Source organism: Pantoea sp. Ap-967 (assembly GCF_011752565.1).
GTDB lineage: Bacteria > Pseudomonadota > Gammaproteobacteria > Pseudomonadales > Pseudomonadaceae > Aquipseudomonas.
The window spans coordinates 303,644-316,860 of record NZ_VWXK01000002.1; the positions used below are offsets into that span (position 1 = coordinate 303,644).

A 13,217-nucleotide genomic window follows, 5' to 3' on the forward strand; every position below is an offset into this window, starting at 1 on the left:
CCACGTCCCAGCGTGAGCCCGGCAACAGGAAACGCTTACTCCAGGATTGCGACGGCTCGGACAAATCCGGCCGAGGCATGGCGGATCTTGTATGGAAAACAACTCACCATGAAGCCGAAATCCGGTAACTGCTCCAGGTTGGCCAGCTTTTCCATCTGCCCATAACCGATATCCCGCCCGGCCTTGTGCCCTTCCCAGATGATCGAGGCATCCCCCGTTTCACTGAAGCGCTCACGGGTGTACTTGAACGGCGCGTCCCAACTCCAGGCATCGGTGCCGACCACCCGCACCCCACGCTCCAGCAGATACAACGTCGCCTCCCGGCCCATCCCCACGCCGGCTTCGAGGTAGCCAGGCTGGCCGAACAGCCTCCCCGCACGGGTGTTCACCAGCACGATGTCCAGTGGCTGCAGTGCATGGCCGATACGCGCAAGTTCGCCCTCGACCTCTGCCGCCGTGACCACGTGGCCATCAGGCAAATGACGAAAATCCAGCTTCACCCCCGGCTGCAGGCACCACTCCAGCGGCAGCTCGTCGATGCCAAACGCCGGCTTGCCGCCGTCGGTGGTGGATGCATAGTGCCAGGGCGCGTCCATGTGCGTGCCGCTGTGGGTGGTGATCTGCAGACGCTCCGCCGCCCAGGACTCATCGCCCGGCAGGTCTTCCTTGCGCAGCCCGGGAAACATCGCGGCCATCTCCGGCCAGCCCTGCTGGTGGTCCATGTAATCGATCTTCGGCAGCAAGGGCGGCGGATCGGTGTAGGGGTTGTTGTCCAAGGTGACGGACAAGTCAAGCAGGCGGCGTTTGCTCAAGCTCATGGGAGGATTCCTTTGCAAGTGGCCTGGCCAGCCCCCTGGACCACGCGCTGGTCGAGGGCACCGAACAGCACCTCGTCACCGGGCCCGCGTGCCTCCATGCGCACCCGGTCGCCAAAGCGCATGAAGGCCGTGCGCGGCGCACCGAATGCAAGGGTTTCGATGGCGCGGCGCTCGGCAATGCATGCCGAGCCTACGCTGCGATCGGCGTTGGAAACGGTGCCGGAGCCAACCAGCGTGCCGGCACTCAAGCGCCGGGTCAGCGCCGCATGGGCGATCAGTTGGTGAAAACCGAAGTGCATGGCGCCGCCATGGGGATGGCCGAACCACTCGCCATTCCACTGCACCTGCAGCGGCAGGTGCACCCGGCCGTCGCGCCAGGCCTCGCCGAGTTCATCGGGAGTGACCGCCACCGGCGCGAAGCTGCTGGCCGGCTTGGCCTGGAGAAAGCCGAAACCGGTCTTCATCTCCCGCGGGGCCAAGGCGCGCAGGCTGACGTCGTTGAGTTGCACCACCAGGCGCACATGCTGCAAGGCCTGCTCCGCTGGGCAGCCCATGGGCACATCATCGAGCAGCACGGCGAATTCGCCCTCGAAATCGATGCCGTGAGCCTCGCTAGGCAAGGGGATGTCCGCATGTGGCCCGAGGAAATCGTCACTGGCGCCCTGGTAGATCAGAGGGGTGTGCTCAACGCCTTCGATCGGGTCCAGGTTGAAGGCCTTCTGCATCAACTCGCCATGGCTGAGGAAGCAGGAACCGTCCAGCCACTGGCTGGCGCGTGGCAAGGGCGCGGCCAGTCGCGCCGGGTCGAGCTCGAAGGCACCTGCGGCCGCGTGGTCATTGAGCCGCTGGTACAACGCCTGCAAGCGGGCTTCGACCTGGGGCCAGTGCTCCAGTGCGACCTGCAAGCTGGGCGCGATGTCGCTGGCATCGACTGCACGCCCAAGGTCACGGGCCACCACCAGCAGGCGGCCATCGCGGCTGCCGTCGTCGAACGTGGCGAGTTTCATGGCTGCAGCTCCTCCCGGTCACAGGCATCGTGGCCAGTGACCACAGGTTTGAATGCAGGAAGCGATTGCATGTTGTCTCCTCGGATAGGGGGAATCAGATCGGCTGCGCGGTGACTTCCAGCATCCGCTTGACCAGGCCAATGCGGTCGAACGAAGGGTCGCACTGGACCTCCTTCTCGCCGGCCAGCAACGACATCGTGCTGATGAGCTTGCAGCGCTCGAATCGCCGGCCCATGAAGTGCTGCAATTGCGCCTCCAGGCTGCCGTCGGTGCTGAGCGCCTCGGCCAGCACCACGGCATCCTCGATGGCCATGCCGGCGCCCTGCCCCAGGTGCGGGGTGGTGGCATGGGCGGCGTCGCCGATCAGCAACACACGGCCGCAGTACCAGGGCTCGTCGACGAACACGGCTTCCAGCGGTTTGTAGACGACCTCGGTGCTGTCATCGATGAGCTCGCGCAACTCGCCGATCAGCCCGCCAAAACCCGCCAGCCGCTGGCGCAGGCCGTCAGCCAGGGTGGCGGGTTCCATCCGGGGGTTGCCGGGCTCGTGCGAGGTGGTGAACAGGTACATCAGGTCGTCGGCCAGCGGCACCAGGCCCGCGCTGCCCGCTGACCCCTGGTAGTTGGCCAGGTGGTCGATACCGGCGGCCCGCGCAAAGTTGCAGCGCCACACCGACTGGCCGGTGAAGCGCGGAAGGTACTGATCGCCGAACAACAAGCCGCGCACCTTCGAGTACAAGCCGTCGGCGCCGACCACCAGCCCGTAGCGGCCATGGCTGGCGTCGCTGAACAGCACGTCGATGCCGCTGGCATCCTGCTCGAAGCTTTGCACCGAGGTGCCCAGGCGCACCTGGGTGCCGAGTTCGATGGCGGTTTCGCTCAGCACCTTGTGCAGGGCGCGGCGCGAGATACCGACGTTGGCCGGGTACTGCGGGCCGGCCAGGCGCTGGCCGGGGATGCGCGCCAGTTGCTGGCCTTCGGTGGTGTAGATGGCCACGTCCTCGAAGGCGTAGGCCGCATCGAGGTAGGCCTCGAGCAGGCCCAGGTGGTGCATCTCGCGCACCACGTTGCTCTGCTGGATGATGCCGACGCCGTAGACGCTCCACTCGCTCTTCAGCTCGACCAGATCGACGGCAATGCCCTTGCGGCGCAAGGCAATGGCCGCGCACAGGCCACCAATCCCGCCACCTACGATGAGTACGTCAGTCACAGTGTTCATTGCATGTCTCGCGTGGCCCATGGCTCAACCCTGCTTCGCCGGTGGGCCGCCCGGTGCCCATTTTTCCCGCGAGCTGAAGAGGAATAGTTGCGAGTTGTCGGCCGACATCGGCGCCTGGCGCGCCGCCCACGCGTCATCGTGTTTGTCCATGTCGGCGTCGTACTCGATGTGGCAGCCCAGCGGGCTGTTGAAGTACCAGAACCAGTTGGAGCCCAGCAGGTGCCGGCCTGGTCCCCAGAAGCTGGCCCAGCCCTTTTGCTGGAAGCGCGTGCCCGCCAGCAGCACTTCGGTGCCGCTCCCCATGTGGAAGGTGAAGTGCTCACAGCCCTGCATATGCGGCGGGGTCTGGATCATGAACAGGCAGTGGTGGTCGTCCATGCCGGCTGTGCGCATGAACGGGCCGACGCCAATGAAGCTGTCGGTGGTGACGAAGCCCAGGCGGTCGCGGTAGAACGCTTCGCCCTTGGCCGCGTCGGGCACGAAATACACCACATGGGACAAGGTGCGTGGCAAGGCCGGCATGTCCGGGGAGATGCCCAGCTGGTTGAGCGAGCGCTGCGGCGCGCTGCCAGGAGCGTTGGTGAGGTCGGCCGGTGCCTCGAAGGCGCGCCGGCAGGTCACCTGGAAGGCGATGGCAAAACCCAGGTCATCGACGGTATGCAGCGCGCCGTCGGCGTCGCGATGCACCGCGCGGTCACGGCCCAGCTCGTCGGCGATCGCCTCCAGGTCCGCCGCAGCGGCCACGCCATAGACGGTTTCGCGCAGCGACGGCGTAGCACCCAGCGCTGGCGGCAAGCGGCTGTCGGCGCCGCGGCGGATGATGACCGCGGTGCCGTCCAGCGCTTCGAAGCGGCCACCGTCGGCGTCCAGTTGCACGGCAGTCAGGCCATAGTCACGCAAACAATCGGCACAGGCCTGGATATCGTCGACGCCGAACACCAGCGCATCGAGACCAAGAATGTTCATGGCTACCACTCCATTGAAATTGTTATTCGGCGATGCAGGCTCACCGGTAGTGGGTCGCGCCGGCCCGCTGGCCGCTCGACTGGAGCGCAGACTGCTCGGTGCTGTGCGGGGTGACCAATCGCGTGTCAGGATGCGAGGCATCGGCAATCGCGATACTTGTGCGTCAGCCCACGGCGCTTGGCGTTGGCCCGCTGGCAGGGCCCGGAGCTCTTGACGTATCGGCAATCCAGCGGGAAGGTATCGCGAAAATAACTACAAGAGCCGAGAGCTATCACATGCGCTTTCACCACCTGGACCTGAATCTGCTGGTTGCCCTGGACATCCTGCTCGAAGAGCAGAACATCACCCGCGCCGCCGAACGCCTGCACATGACCCAATCGGCCACCAGCGGTGTGCTCGGCCGCTTGCGGACCTTCTTCGAGGATGAGCTGCTGGTGCAGGTCGGCCGCAAGATGCAGCCCACGCCCTATGCGTTGGAGCTGGCCAAGCCGGTGCGCGAGGTGCTACTGACCATCCGCTCCTCGATCACCGCCAAACCGGTGTTCGAGCCGGCGAGCAGCAAGCGCCACTTCCGCCTGGTGACCTCGGACTACCTGGTCAGCGTGCTGTTTGCCCAGGTCATCCAGAACATCCACCAGCAGGCGCCGCACATCACCTTCGAGATCATCAGCCCCGGCGACAGCAGTGCCGAGCTGCTGCTGCGTGGCGAGGTCGACATGATGATCGTGCCCGAGCGCTACCGGCTAGACGGCCACCCGGCACAACTGCTGTTCGAAGAGGAGCATGTCTGCGTGGTCTGGCGCGACAACCCCGAGGTCGGCGAGCGATTGCCCCTGGAGCAGTACATGCAGATGGGCCACATCTCGGTGGGTTTCGGCCGCAACCGGCACCTGAGCATCGAGGACTGGTTCATGAGCCAGTACGGCTTCAAACGGCGCCTGGAGGTGATCACCAATGACTTCAACACGTTGCCGCAGTTGCTGGTAGGGACCCCACGGGTCGCCACCATGCACCGTCGCCTGGCCGAGTTGTACGCCGGCTACCTGCCGCTGCGTATCCTGCCGCCTCCGGTCCAGATCCCGGTCATGCGCGAATTCATGCTCTGGCACCGCAGCATGGATGGCGACCCCATGCACCGATGGTTACGCGATCGCATCAGCGAATTCATCCAGCACGCCGGCCAACCACTGCAGGTCGTGCGCGCCAGCGCCTGAGCCGCCACCATCGCCCCGGCCAACGCTTGGCTGCCGGGGCATCGCGTTTGGCGATACCTCGCATCCCCGTTCACGATTGGCCTCGCCCAGTTCCACCTGCGTACCTTGCCTTCAAACAGCGCCCTGCGTGCCTGCCGCAATCCTGGGCGCCGGATTCAACGACCGCAGAAGGACAACACCCATGTTCCGTTACTTCCCCACCAATTACGTCTGGAACCTCTCGGTGGACCTGGCTATCGAGATGGGCGCCCGCATGGGCGAAATCGAGGAAATGTGCGCCCCGCTGCAGGATGCCGCCAAACAACCCGACGCGGCAGGAACCCAGGCCTTCCGAGAAACCTGGTCGTCCATGGCCGACAAGCTCTGTGCCCTGGCCGAGGAAGACCAAGCGGCTGGCCGACGCCTTTCCGCCGGCGAGAAATACAACCGCGCCGCCACCTACTACCTCACCTGCGAACGCCTGCAGGCCCACGATGCGCCAGGCCGTGTGGCACTGTACCAGCGCTTCCTGGCAACGTTCGCCAGGGGCATCGACCTGGCCAGGGAAAACTGCGAGCGGGTGGAGATCCCCTATGAGGGCAAGCACCTCTCGGGGTTGCTGGTACGCGCGCAAGGCGTCAGCGGCCCGGCGCCGCTGCTGGTACAGGTCAACGGCCTGGACTCTACCAAGGAAATGAAATACCGCGTCGGCCTGCCCGTATGGCTGGCCAGGCGCGGCGTGTCATCGCTGATCATCGACCAGCCCGGCACCGGCGAGGCGCTGCGCCTGCACGGCCTGACCGCGCGCTACGACAGCGAGCACTGGGCCAGCCGCGTGGTCGACTGGCTGGAAACCCGTGCCGACGTCGATCCCAAGCGCATCGGTCTGGAGGGCGTCTCCCTGGGCGGCTACTACTGCCCGCGTGCGGTGGCCTTCGAGCCGCGCTTCGCCTGCGGCGTGGTGTGGGGCGCAAACCATGACTGGCGCGACGTGCAGAAGCGCCGCCTGGAGAAAGAAGGCAACTTCCCGGTGCCGCACTACTGGGCGCACGTACGCTGGGTGTGGGGCGCCAAGGACATGGACGAGTTCATGCGCATTGCCGAACAGGTTCACCTGGACGGTGTGCTCGATCGCATTCGCGTGCCCTTCCTGGTCACCCATGGCGAGAAGGACTCGCAGATCCCCCTCAAATGGGCGCATCGCACCTACGAACAACTGGTCAACAGCCCAAAACGCGAGCTGAAGATCTTCACCGACCGCGAAGGTGGCGTGCAGCACTCAAGCTTCGACAACAGCATCAATGCCGGACACTACATTGCTGACTGGGTTGCCGAAACGCTTGGCGGATACACCGCCTGACGCCCTTGCTGCCGGCCATAGCCCCGACGGCGCCGACTGAAGCACGGTGTGCGCCACCTCGGCCGCCGCCATAAATCGCCATTCCCGCTCACGCATCCTGCTGGAGGTATCGAGGGTATTTGGGGGGGTACATCACCGAGGTATCATCCAGCCTCACCCGGCCCGATTGGACTCCCCCCCATGCCCGCATCGCATACCCGCCCCGTCCCCGCGCCCCTGCTACAGCCCGGTGAAACCGTGGTGTTGTTCGATGGTGTGTGCCTGTTGCCGACGCCGGACCATGAACAGCGCTTTTTGAAGGGGTCATCATGAACGCCTTGATACGTATCAACTGGATCGCTCGCGGTGGTCTGGCGTTCATGTTTGCGTACCATGGGCTCGTACCGAAGTTGCTGTGGCTGAGCACGGGCGAGCAGATGATGATCCAGGCCCATGGCATCGATCAGGTGCAACTGTTCGCCACCCTGGCGGGATTTGGGGAGATGGCCCTGGCGCTGTGGATACTGCTTGCACCGCGCAATCCCTGGCCGATCGCAGTGGCTGCGGCAGCGCTGCTGGGGCTACTGGTGGATGTGGCGGTGTTCAGCCCGGGGTTGCTCAAGGAAGCATTCAATCCGGTGTCGCTGAATATGGCGGGATTGGCCTTGTGTGCGGTGGCCTGGAGTGCCAGGCGCTAAACCCTCCAGGCGTCTGCCATTGCCCCAATCAACTGCCACGGGGGCATTTTCGTGACCATGATGAGCACGATCACAAACATCCCCAGAAAGCCGAGTACGCCCATCCAGAACCATTTTCGGTACACCTCGCGGTAACCCTCCTCCAGTGCTGTGTCGGCCTGTGCCGCCGTCGCCGCCATCTGCTGCAGGCGCTTTTGCAGCACCAGCACCGGTAGCCAGAGCGAGCCCACGCACAGGAAGATAACCAGCGAAGTCAGCACCCAGTGCGTGGTCACGCCGAGCCCGGAGAGATTGACCAGCAACAGGCCGGTGATGATCTGGATGACGCCCGCCGGCGTGGTGATCCAGGTATCGAACTGCACCACCATGCGCGCCACATGGGCAATCACGTGCGGGTTGGCCGAGCGGCTCGCGGCGATCAGGTAGAGGTACGACCCCATGCCGAAGCCGAACAGGAAAACTGCCGCGATCACGTGCAGGTATTTCAGACCCAGGTAGAGCATGGGTCAGCCCTGCCCGTCAGAGAAATACACAGCCAGGTTCAGGTTGACCGGGTCGTTGATGGCTGCCATGTATTCATCGACGCTGATTTCGCCGACACACGGGCGGGCACCAGAATCAGGCACGTAGCCCTGGGCCATTTTTGTCGCCAAGGCGACGGCTGCACAGCTGGGAATTTCCGGGCCCTTGTCGTTCAAGGCGGTCAGTTGCACGGCCAGGGACAATGGCTGCCCATCTATGCCAAGGCCATGCACGTCGATGTACATCGCACTTTTGCCATCACCAAAGCGTTCAAACCAGGTGCCCAGGCGATGCAGGCGAGCGGCCCACACGGCGTGATTGCGCACGAGCCCAACGCGCAGCGCCTGAGCCAGCAGGCCATTGGCAACGCCGCCAAGCTTGAGCCCGGCACCCGCCTTGAAACGCAGGGTATGGGCGCCATAACGGCCGGCAAAGATGTCCATGTCGGGCACGTCAACGTTGGCCAGCACCCGCGTGCCAAGCTGGGGCAGCTTGCGCAGCGTGAGGTCCTGCCAGCCCAGCACCGGGTGTACCCTGCCATTTCTGAGTTGCTGGATCGGTTTGCCTGCGTAGGCGAGCACCCCCTCGACGGTCGACAGCCCCGGCATTTTCGCCGAGGAGGAAATGCCATGCTCGATCGTGTCAATGCGCATGAAACGATGGCGGTACTGGTCTATAAGGGCAGACGACAGCGTCGGCACCGAGCTGCAGCCACTCAGAATAGCCACGCCCGCCTGCCTGGCGCTGGCATCCAGCACGCCCACGCCGTTGACGAAGGTTCGGCAGTCAGCCAGGTCACAATAATTCACCGCCGCCTCGATACAGGCTTGGGCGACGGCATAGGATTGCCCCTGAAACGGGCCGCCGGTATGGATCACCAATTCGATGTTCATCGCCTGCAACACACTCGCGAAGCCGGCGCCCATGGCATCGCCACACCAACCTTCGCACGCAATGCCCGACGAGGTGTTCAACTCGTCCACCTTGCCTTGCACCTTATCCGGGTCGCGGCCGGAGACCACCAGCGCAATGTTCGGCGCACCCGCCAAGTGCCGGCAAACGATACTGCCGAAGTTGCCGTAGCCACCGATCACCATCACCTTGAGTGCCATTTCGTTCGTGTCCCTAAACCGTCGATCGTGCGCCGCGCCTGGAGCAGCCTGGCGACTGAGGCGGCTAAAGATACTCGATTTCGCTAGCGGCCTGATGAGTGATCAGCCGGGACTTCAGCTGGTTGGTATCAGATGCCCAGCGAAGCAATCCCCCGGTCCACTGCATCGATGGCGCCCGCCAGGTAGCCTGGGAATTGAAGCGACCATTCGCTACCGACGCCGGTCAGCTGGCCCGCCCAAGGCCCCGATGTTGCAGCCCGTGGCGGAGCAGCAGCATGCTGGGCAGTACCCACCCCGTCAGCCTCGACCGCCGTGAACGGATCCGCAGCCCAGTCCTTGATGAGTTCTGCGGTTGGCAAAGCGGCCATCGGGCCAAACAGGCGCGCCAACTGGGCACGGCACAGGGCGAGCAGCTCCCGCTCGCCTAGCGCCCTGCGCGCAGTCGCCGGAACGCCTATGAACCCGAACAGTGCCGCCTGGCCGTTGGGAATGGATGCGTCGTGGATCTCCGCCATCGGGCCCACCGCGCTGCGCCCGGCACCAGACAAGCCTTGGTCACGCCAGAATGCAGTTTCGTAGGTCGCGAAATACTTGGCGTGGGGCGCCATCCAGGTGGCGGATTGCTGCCAGCTTCGCGACAGCCCGTCCGGCAATGGCGGGGAGAAATCAATCGTGGCCTGGGCCAGCCGAGGTGGCAGTGCCAGCAGCACATGGGTAGCCTGCCATGTCGTTTCGCCGCTTTGATCACCGTACGTGTCGACCTCGACACCCGCCTGCGTGCGGCGCAAACGGCGAACAATCTGCCCGGTCAGTATTCGCTCGCGATCAAGCCTGCGTTGCAGCGCCTCGATCAACGCGCCCATGCCACCGCTGATACGCATGGAGGCTGGCGCACTTCTATAACCGGGCATCCTCATGACCGGCCCCTGATTCGAGCGCTCGACAAGCATATCGCCCGTTTCATGCTGCTCGTAGTAATCGAGCCCAAGCGTTTCGACCAGCTGCCCCAGCTGCTCCTGATACTCCGGCCAGAACCAGGAGGGGCCGAAATCGAAAACGTCAGCCGTGGCAACGTTGCCAGGTTTCAGCGCTGTCATCTGCGCGGATGACAGCGTCAGAACCCGCCCACCGGGTGATGGCCGGGCTTCGAAAATCCGGTAATCGGCAATGCCGATCTGTTCAAGCCTGTAGGCTGCATAAAGGCCGCTCAACCCGGCCCCCACGATGGCTATTTTTGCAGTTCTCATGGTTTGCTGTGCTCAAGCGTGCTGGGCAAGTGCCCGGTTTTGATGAACAGCGTCGCGCCCTCGGCACCACTGGTGATGACCGGGCGCAAGCCTGCGGGAAAACGCATCCAGCTGCCCTGGCTCAGTGATCGGTCGGGAGTGTCTATCTGGCCATCGATTACCAGCAACTCAACGGCGGCATCTGTGTTGCTGAACACGGGCTGCCCCGCCGGCAGGCGTTCGAGCCACACCTGTTCATGGTGGTTTTCAAACAACGGGCAAACAGCTCGTCCATGTTCATACCGCCATGCGTCGGCATTTCGGGTATCGACCCTCACCGACTCTGACTCGTGCGCTTGCATCTGCCATAGCTTGACGAAAATGACTGCGCCCTCATGGCTGGAAGGCTGATGGCTGGAACCCGGCGGATTACGCAGGTAGAACCCGGCCGGATAGTGATTGCCGTCTTCGGAAAAGGTCCCCGAAAGCACGAAAATTTCCTCGCCACCGGGGTGAAGGTGACGCGGAAAACTGGAACGCGGTGCATAGCGCACAATGCTCGTCGCCCTGGCTTTTTCGCCACCGAGCCGATCCAGCATCACCCGTTCCACCCCACTCTGCGGCGAAGCCACCCAGTGGTAGTTGTCGCCGGCAACGGTGGCTGGCTGAGAGAAGTCTGCATTGACGAGCATGGGGCGATCTCCAGGGAAGATGAAATGGGGCCGTGGCGGCCCCATCGGTGTCAGGCTACGGGAAGCTGGGCGTGGGCCTCGAGGACGCGCGCCGAGTACACCAGCGCCGCGCCAGCATTCAAGGCGATGGCAACGCCGAGCGCTTCACTGATCTCTTCCTTCGAAGCGCCCAGTTCGACAGCCTTCTTGGTGTGTACGGTGATGCAACCATCGCAGCGGGTGGTGACCGCCACGGCCAGGGCAATCAGCTCGTGAATCTTCGGTTCCAGGTGGCCTGTCTTTGCCGCAGCACCATCAATGAGGCCCAGGCCCCGGGTAATGTCCGGGCTTTGCCTGGCCAGATCGCCCACACGCTCGAGCAGGTCGGTGCGATAACCATTCCAGTCTTTCATCATTTTCAACTACCTCAAGTGTTTGGCCAATTGCATCGGTGTGGGTCTGGTCAGTTGCGCCCGGCCATCACGCCGCCGTCGACATCCCAGATCGCCCCTGTCACCCAGCTGGATTTACCCGACAGCAGGAAGGCGACGACATCGGCGACTTCTTCGGGCGTGCCAACACGGCCGATGGGGTGGAAGCTGTTGAAACCCTGCAGGGCACCATGAACTTCGGCCTTCGGAATGAACCCCTCATAGATCGGGGTTTGCACGACAGCTGGCGAAACGGCATTGACGCGAATGCCATGCGGCGCCAGCTCCATCGCCAGGTGCTGGGTCAGCGAGTGCAGAGCCGCCTTGGCCATGGAGTACGCCGAAGAAGGTGTTGCGGCGATAGCCTGCTTTGCCCACATGGAGCCGATGTTGACGATGGCGCCGGGACGCTTGCCGGCCACCATGTTTGCAGCCACTTTCTGGGTGATGAAGAAAAACGCCCTGTTGAGCTTCATGTACTGGTCGAAGTCCGCGCCCTGATGTTCGAGAAAGGGCTTGGGGAAAAATACGCCGGCGGCGTTCACCAGAAGGTCGATATCCGCATGTTCCCTGCCGATGGTTTCGATCAGTTGATCCACGCCTTGCGCCTGGGAGAGGTCGGCGATCAGCACGGTCACTGAGCCGAGTTCTGACAGCGCCTGACGGGCCGCTTCTGCTTTTTCCGGGCGGTTACCTACAATGACGGCACTCCCGCCACCGGCCAGCACTTGACGTGCGGCCTCCAGGCCCATTCCGCTGGTGCCACCGACGACCAGCAATTTTTTACCGTTGAACGTGTTGCTCATAGCGCACCTCTTCGCACCTGACAGTTGCAGGTGATGATGGAAAGTTTTTCAATCTACCCAGGCGTGTTGTCCAGCTATTCAACGCTATGCTGTACCTGCCTTGACGCCGATTATTCGCGGCACGCGATGAAGCGACAAACGATATAAAATGTTCACGCGAGAAAGAAAAAGTTTATCGATATGAAGACGCCCATCTACCTCAACGCGCTGCGAGCCTTCGAGGCCAGCGCCCGTCACCAGAGCTTTTCGGCGGCTGCCGCTGAACTCAATGTCACACCGGCAGCCGTGGGCCAACTGGTCAGGTCGCTTGAGGACTGGCTTGGCATTGCGTTGTTTCACAGGGCCAATACCGGTCGCGTCAGACTGGTTGCGACCGAAGCGGCCGAGCGGGCGCTACCGGACATACGGGCAGGGTTCGATCGCCTGACCCTGGGTTTCGAGCGGCTCAAGGAAGGCACCACTGCCGGTGCGCTTACCGTGACAGTGAGCCCGGCGTTCGCCGCGAAGTGGTTGCTGCCACGCATCGAGAGCTTCCATGCCCAGTGGCCAGATATGGACGTACGCCTGGACACCAACTTGCGGGTAGTGGACTTCGTGGCGCAGCGGATCGATATCGGTGTGCGTTACGGCGCCGGTATATGGCAGGGCCTGGTGGCGCAGAAGCTGATGGATGAAGAGGTCTACCCTGTCTGCTCGCCGAGCTTTCTACGCGACGCCTCCCGCCTGCAAACGCCGGAAGACCTCGGCCGCGAGATGCTGATCCACGACCAGTCGATGGATGACCGCTCTGATTTCCCAACCTGGACGGCCTGGGTGCAAAAGGCGGAAATCGGCTGTGTCGCCACTGCCCGGGCGCTGAAAATCAACAACTCCGCCGCGGTCCTGCAAGCGGCCATCGATGGCCAGGGCGTTGCACTGGCGCGTAGCGTCATGGCCCACGATGATGTGGCGGCGGGCAGATTGGTCCGGTTGTTCCCGCACATCAGGTTCCATTCAGCGTTGGCGTACTACGTGGTATACCGCCCCGAGTGTGCAAGCCTGCCGAAAGTCACGGCATTTCGTGACTGGCTTCTGGAGGCGGGTAAGAAGTGACTGCCATGCACCGGTAAGAAGGCTTTGCTCAGCCGGGAAACCTTAACTTTGACGGGCACGAAGAATAACTGGTTTGTTCCGCGCCCCCTCTATGAACGAGCATCTCAGGCCATGTCC

Annotated in this window: 14 protein-coding genes; 4 read left to right on the forward strand and 10 right to left on the reverse strand. The window is 63.4% G+C overall.

Going from position 1 to position 13,217, the window contains the following annotated elements; translation table 11 throughout:
• Window positions 1-35: 35 nt before the first annotated feature.
• From F3J45_RS03865 to F3J45_RS03880, 4 genes are all read right to left on the reverse strand, one after another.
• Window positions 36-818, reverse strand: coding sequence for a cyclase family protein (locus tag F3J45_RS03865; protein WP_167057597.1), 783 nt, complete (start codon window positions 816-818; stop codon window positions 36-38).
• The gene (locus F3J45_RS03870; protein WP_167057602.1) at window positions 815-1,825 is read right to left on the reverse strand and encodes a fumarylacetoacetate hydrolase family protein; all 1,011 of its coding nucleotides are present in this window, start codon (window positions 1,823-1,825) and stop codon (window positions 815-817) included. Before F3J45_RS03870 ends, F3J45_RS03865 begins: the two co-directional genes overlap by 4 nt.
• Before the next feature lie 94 nt (window positions 1,826-1,919).
• Complete coding sequence (locus tag F3J45_RS03875) at window positions 1,920-3,044, reverse strand: FAD-dependent oxidoreductase (protein WP_167057605.1); 1,125 nt, start codon at window positions 3,042-3,044, stop codon at window positions 1,920-1,922.
• Between the two features lie 24 nt (window positions 3,045-3,068).
• A complete protein-coding gene (locus F3J45_RS03880) occupies window positions 3,069-4,010 on the reverse strand; it encodes a VOC family protein (RefSeq protein ID WP_167057608.1) in 942 nt (313 codons plus the stop codon).
• Between the two features lie 275 nt (window positions 4,011-4,285).
• Here F3J45_RS03880 and F3J45_RS03885 point away from each other — a divergent pair, with 275 nt between their 5' ends.
• The 3 genes from F3J45_RS03885 to F3J45_RS03895 all read left to right on the forward strand — a co-directional run bounded on the left by F3J45_RS03885 (window position 4,286) and on the right by F3J45_RS03895 (window position 7,240).
• Entirely contained in the window at window positions 4,286-5,224 is a 939-nt protein-coding gene (locus F3J45_RS03885) for a LysR family transcriptional regulator (RefSeq protein WP_167057610.1), read from the forward strand.
• 181 nt (window positions 5,225-5,405) lie between these two features.
• Window positions 5,406-6,563 (forward strand): S9 family peptidase, encoded by a 1,158-nt coding sequence (locus tag F3J45_RS03890; protein ID WP_167057613.1) that lies wholly within the window; start codon window positions 5,406-5,408, stop codon window positions 6,561-6,563.
• Between the two features lie 308 nt (window positions 6,564-6,871).
• Entirely contained in the window at window positions 6,872-7,240 is a 369-nt protein-coding gene (locus F3J45_RS03895; RefSeq protein WP_167057616.1) for a DoxX-like family protein, read from the forward strand.
• On the opposite strand, the gene F3J45_RS03900 is transcribed toward F3J45_RS03895, so the two are convergent.
• The 6 genes from F3J45_RS03900 to F3J45_RS03925 form a co-directional block, all read right to left on the reverse strand.
• Window positions 7,237-7,743, reverse strand: coding sequence for a DUF2269 domain-containing protein (locus tag F3J45_RS03900; protein WP_167057619.1), 507 nt, complete (start codon window positions 7,741-7,743; stop codon window positions 7,237-7,239). The genes F3J45_RS03895 and F3J45_RS03900 overlap by 4 nt on opposite strands.
• A 3-nt stretch (window positions 7,744-7,746) precedes the next feature.
• Window positions 7,747-8,874, reverse strand: coding sequence for a saccharopine dehydrogenase family protein (locus tag F3J45_RS03905; protein WP_167057622.1), 1,128 nt, complete (start codon window positions 8,872-8,874; stop codon window positions 7,747-7,749).
• A 128-nt stretch (window positions 8,875-9,002) separates the two neighbouring features.
• Window positions 9,003-10,121, reverse strand: a complete 1,119-nt coding sequence (locus F3J45_RS03910) for an FAD-dependent oxidoreductase (protein ID WP_167057625.1) — start codon at window positions 10,119-10,121, stop codon at window positions 9,003-9,005.
• Window positions 10,118-10,792, reverse strand: a complete 675-nt coding sequence (locus F3J45_RS03915; RefSeq protein ID WP_167057628.1) for a cupin domain-containing protein — start codon at window positions 10,790-10,792, stop codon at window positions 10,118-10,120. Before F3J45_RS03915 ends, F3J45_RS03910 begins: the two co-directional genes overlap by 4 nt.
• A 50-nt stretch (window positions 10,793-10,842) precedes the next feature.
• Complete coding sequence (locus F3J45_RS03920; RefSeq protein ID WP_205300396.1) at window positions 10,843-11,184, reverse strand: carboxymuconolactone decarboxylase family protein; 342 nt, start codon at window positions 11,182-11,184, stop codon at window positions 10,843-10,845.
• A 50-nt stretch (window positions 11,185-11,234) separates the two neighbouring features.
• On the reverse strand, window positions 11,235-12,008 hold the full coding sequence (locus F3J45_RS03925) for an SDR family NAD(P)-dependent oxidoreductase (protein ID WP_167057634.1): 774 nt from the start codon (window positions 12,006-12,008) through the stop codon (window positions 11,235-11,237).
• A gap of 180 nt (window positions 12,009-12,188) precedes the next feature.
• Between F3J45_RS03925 and gcvA the strand changes: the two genes are divergently transcribed.
• Window positions 12,189-13,100 carry a transcriptional regulator GcvA gene (gene gcvA / locus F3J45_RS03930; RefSeq protein WP_167057637.1) on the forward strand — a complete coding sequence of 304 codons (912 nt, stop codon included), beginning with the start codon at window positions 12,189-12,191 and terminating at the stop codon, window positions 13,098-13,100.
• The last annotated feature ends 117 nt before the right edge of the window (window positions 13,101-13,217 follow it).

What these genes read in the sequence shown, in the direction of transcription:
- F3J45_RS03870 (WP_167057602.1), bottom strand. Translation starts at nt 1,825, where the DNA reads ATGAAACTCGCCACGTTCGACGACGGCAGCCGCGATGGCCGCCTGCTG.
- F3J45_RS03875 (WP_167057605.1), bottom strand. Translation starts at nt 3,044, where the DNA reads ATGAACACTGTGACTGACGTACTCATCGTAGGTGGCGGGATTGGTGGC.
- F3J45_RS03905 (WP_167057622.1), bottom strand. Translation starts at nt 8,874, where the DNA reads ATGGCACTCAAGGTGATGGTGATCGGTGGCTACGGCAACTTCGGCAGT.
- gcvA (WP_167057637.1), top strand. Translation starts at nt 12,189, where the DNA reads ATGAAGACGCCCATCTACCTCAACGCGCTGCGAGCCTTCGAGGCCAGC.
- F3J45_RS03900 (WP_167057619.1), bottom strand. Translation starts at nt 7,743, where the DNA reads ATGCTCTACCTGGGTCTGAAATACCTGCACGTGATCGCGGCAGTTTTC.
- F3J45_RS03885 (WP_167057610.1), top strand. Translation starts at nt 4,286, where the DNA reads ATGCGCTTTCACCACCTGGACCTGAATCTGCTGGTTGCCCTGGACATC.
- F3J45_RS03920 (WP_205300396.1), bottom strand. Translation starts at nt 11,184, where the DNA reads ATGAAAGACTGGAATGGTTATCGCACCGACCTGCTCGAGCGTGTGGGC.
- F3J45_RS03895 (WP_167057616.1), top strand. Translation starts at nt 6,872, where the DNA reads ATGAACGCCTTGATACGTATCAACTGGATCGCTCGCGGTGGTCTGGCG.
- F3J45_RS03890 (WP_167057613.1), top strand. Translation starts at nt 5,406, where the DNA reads ATGTTCCGTTACTTCCCCACCAATTACGTCTGGAACCTCTCGGTGGAC.
- F3J45_RS03880 (WP_167057608.1), bottom strand. Translation starts at nt 4,010, where the DNA reads ATGAACATTCTTGGTCTCGATGCGCTGGTGTTCGGCGTCGACGATATC.
- F3J45_RS03865 (WP_167057597.1), bottom strand. Translation starts at nt 818, where the DNA reads ATGAGCTTGAGCAAACGCCGCCTGCTTGACTTGTCCGTCACCTTGGAC.
- F3J45_RS03925 (WP_167057634.1), bottom strand. Translation starts at nt 12,008, where the DNA reads ATGAGCAACACGTTCAACGGTAAAAAATTGCTGGTCGTCGGTGGCACC.
- F3J45_RS03910 (WP_167057625.1), bottom strand. Translation starts at nt 10,121, where the DNA reads ATGAGAACTGCAAAAATAGCCATCGTGGGGGCCGGGTTGAGCGGCCTT.
- F3J45_RS03915 (WP_167057628.1), bottom strand. Translation starts at nt 10,792, where the DNA reads ATGCTCGTCAATGCAGACTTCTCTCAGCCAGCCACCGTTGCCGGCGAC.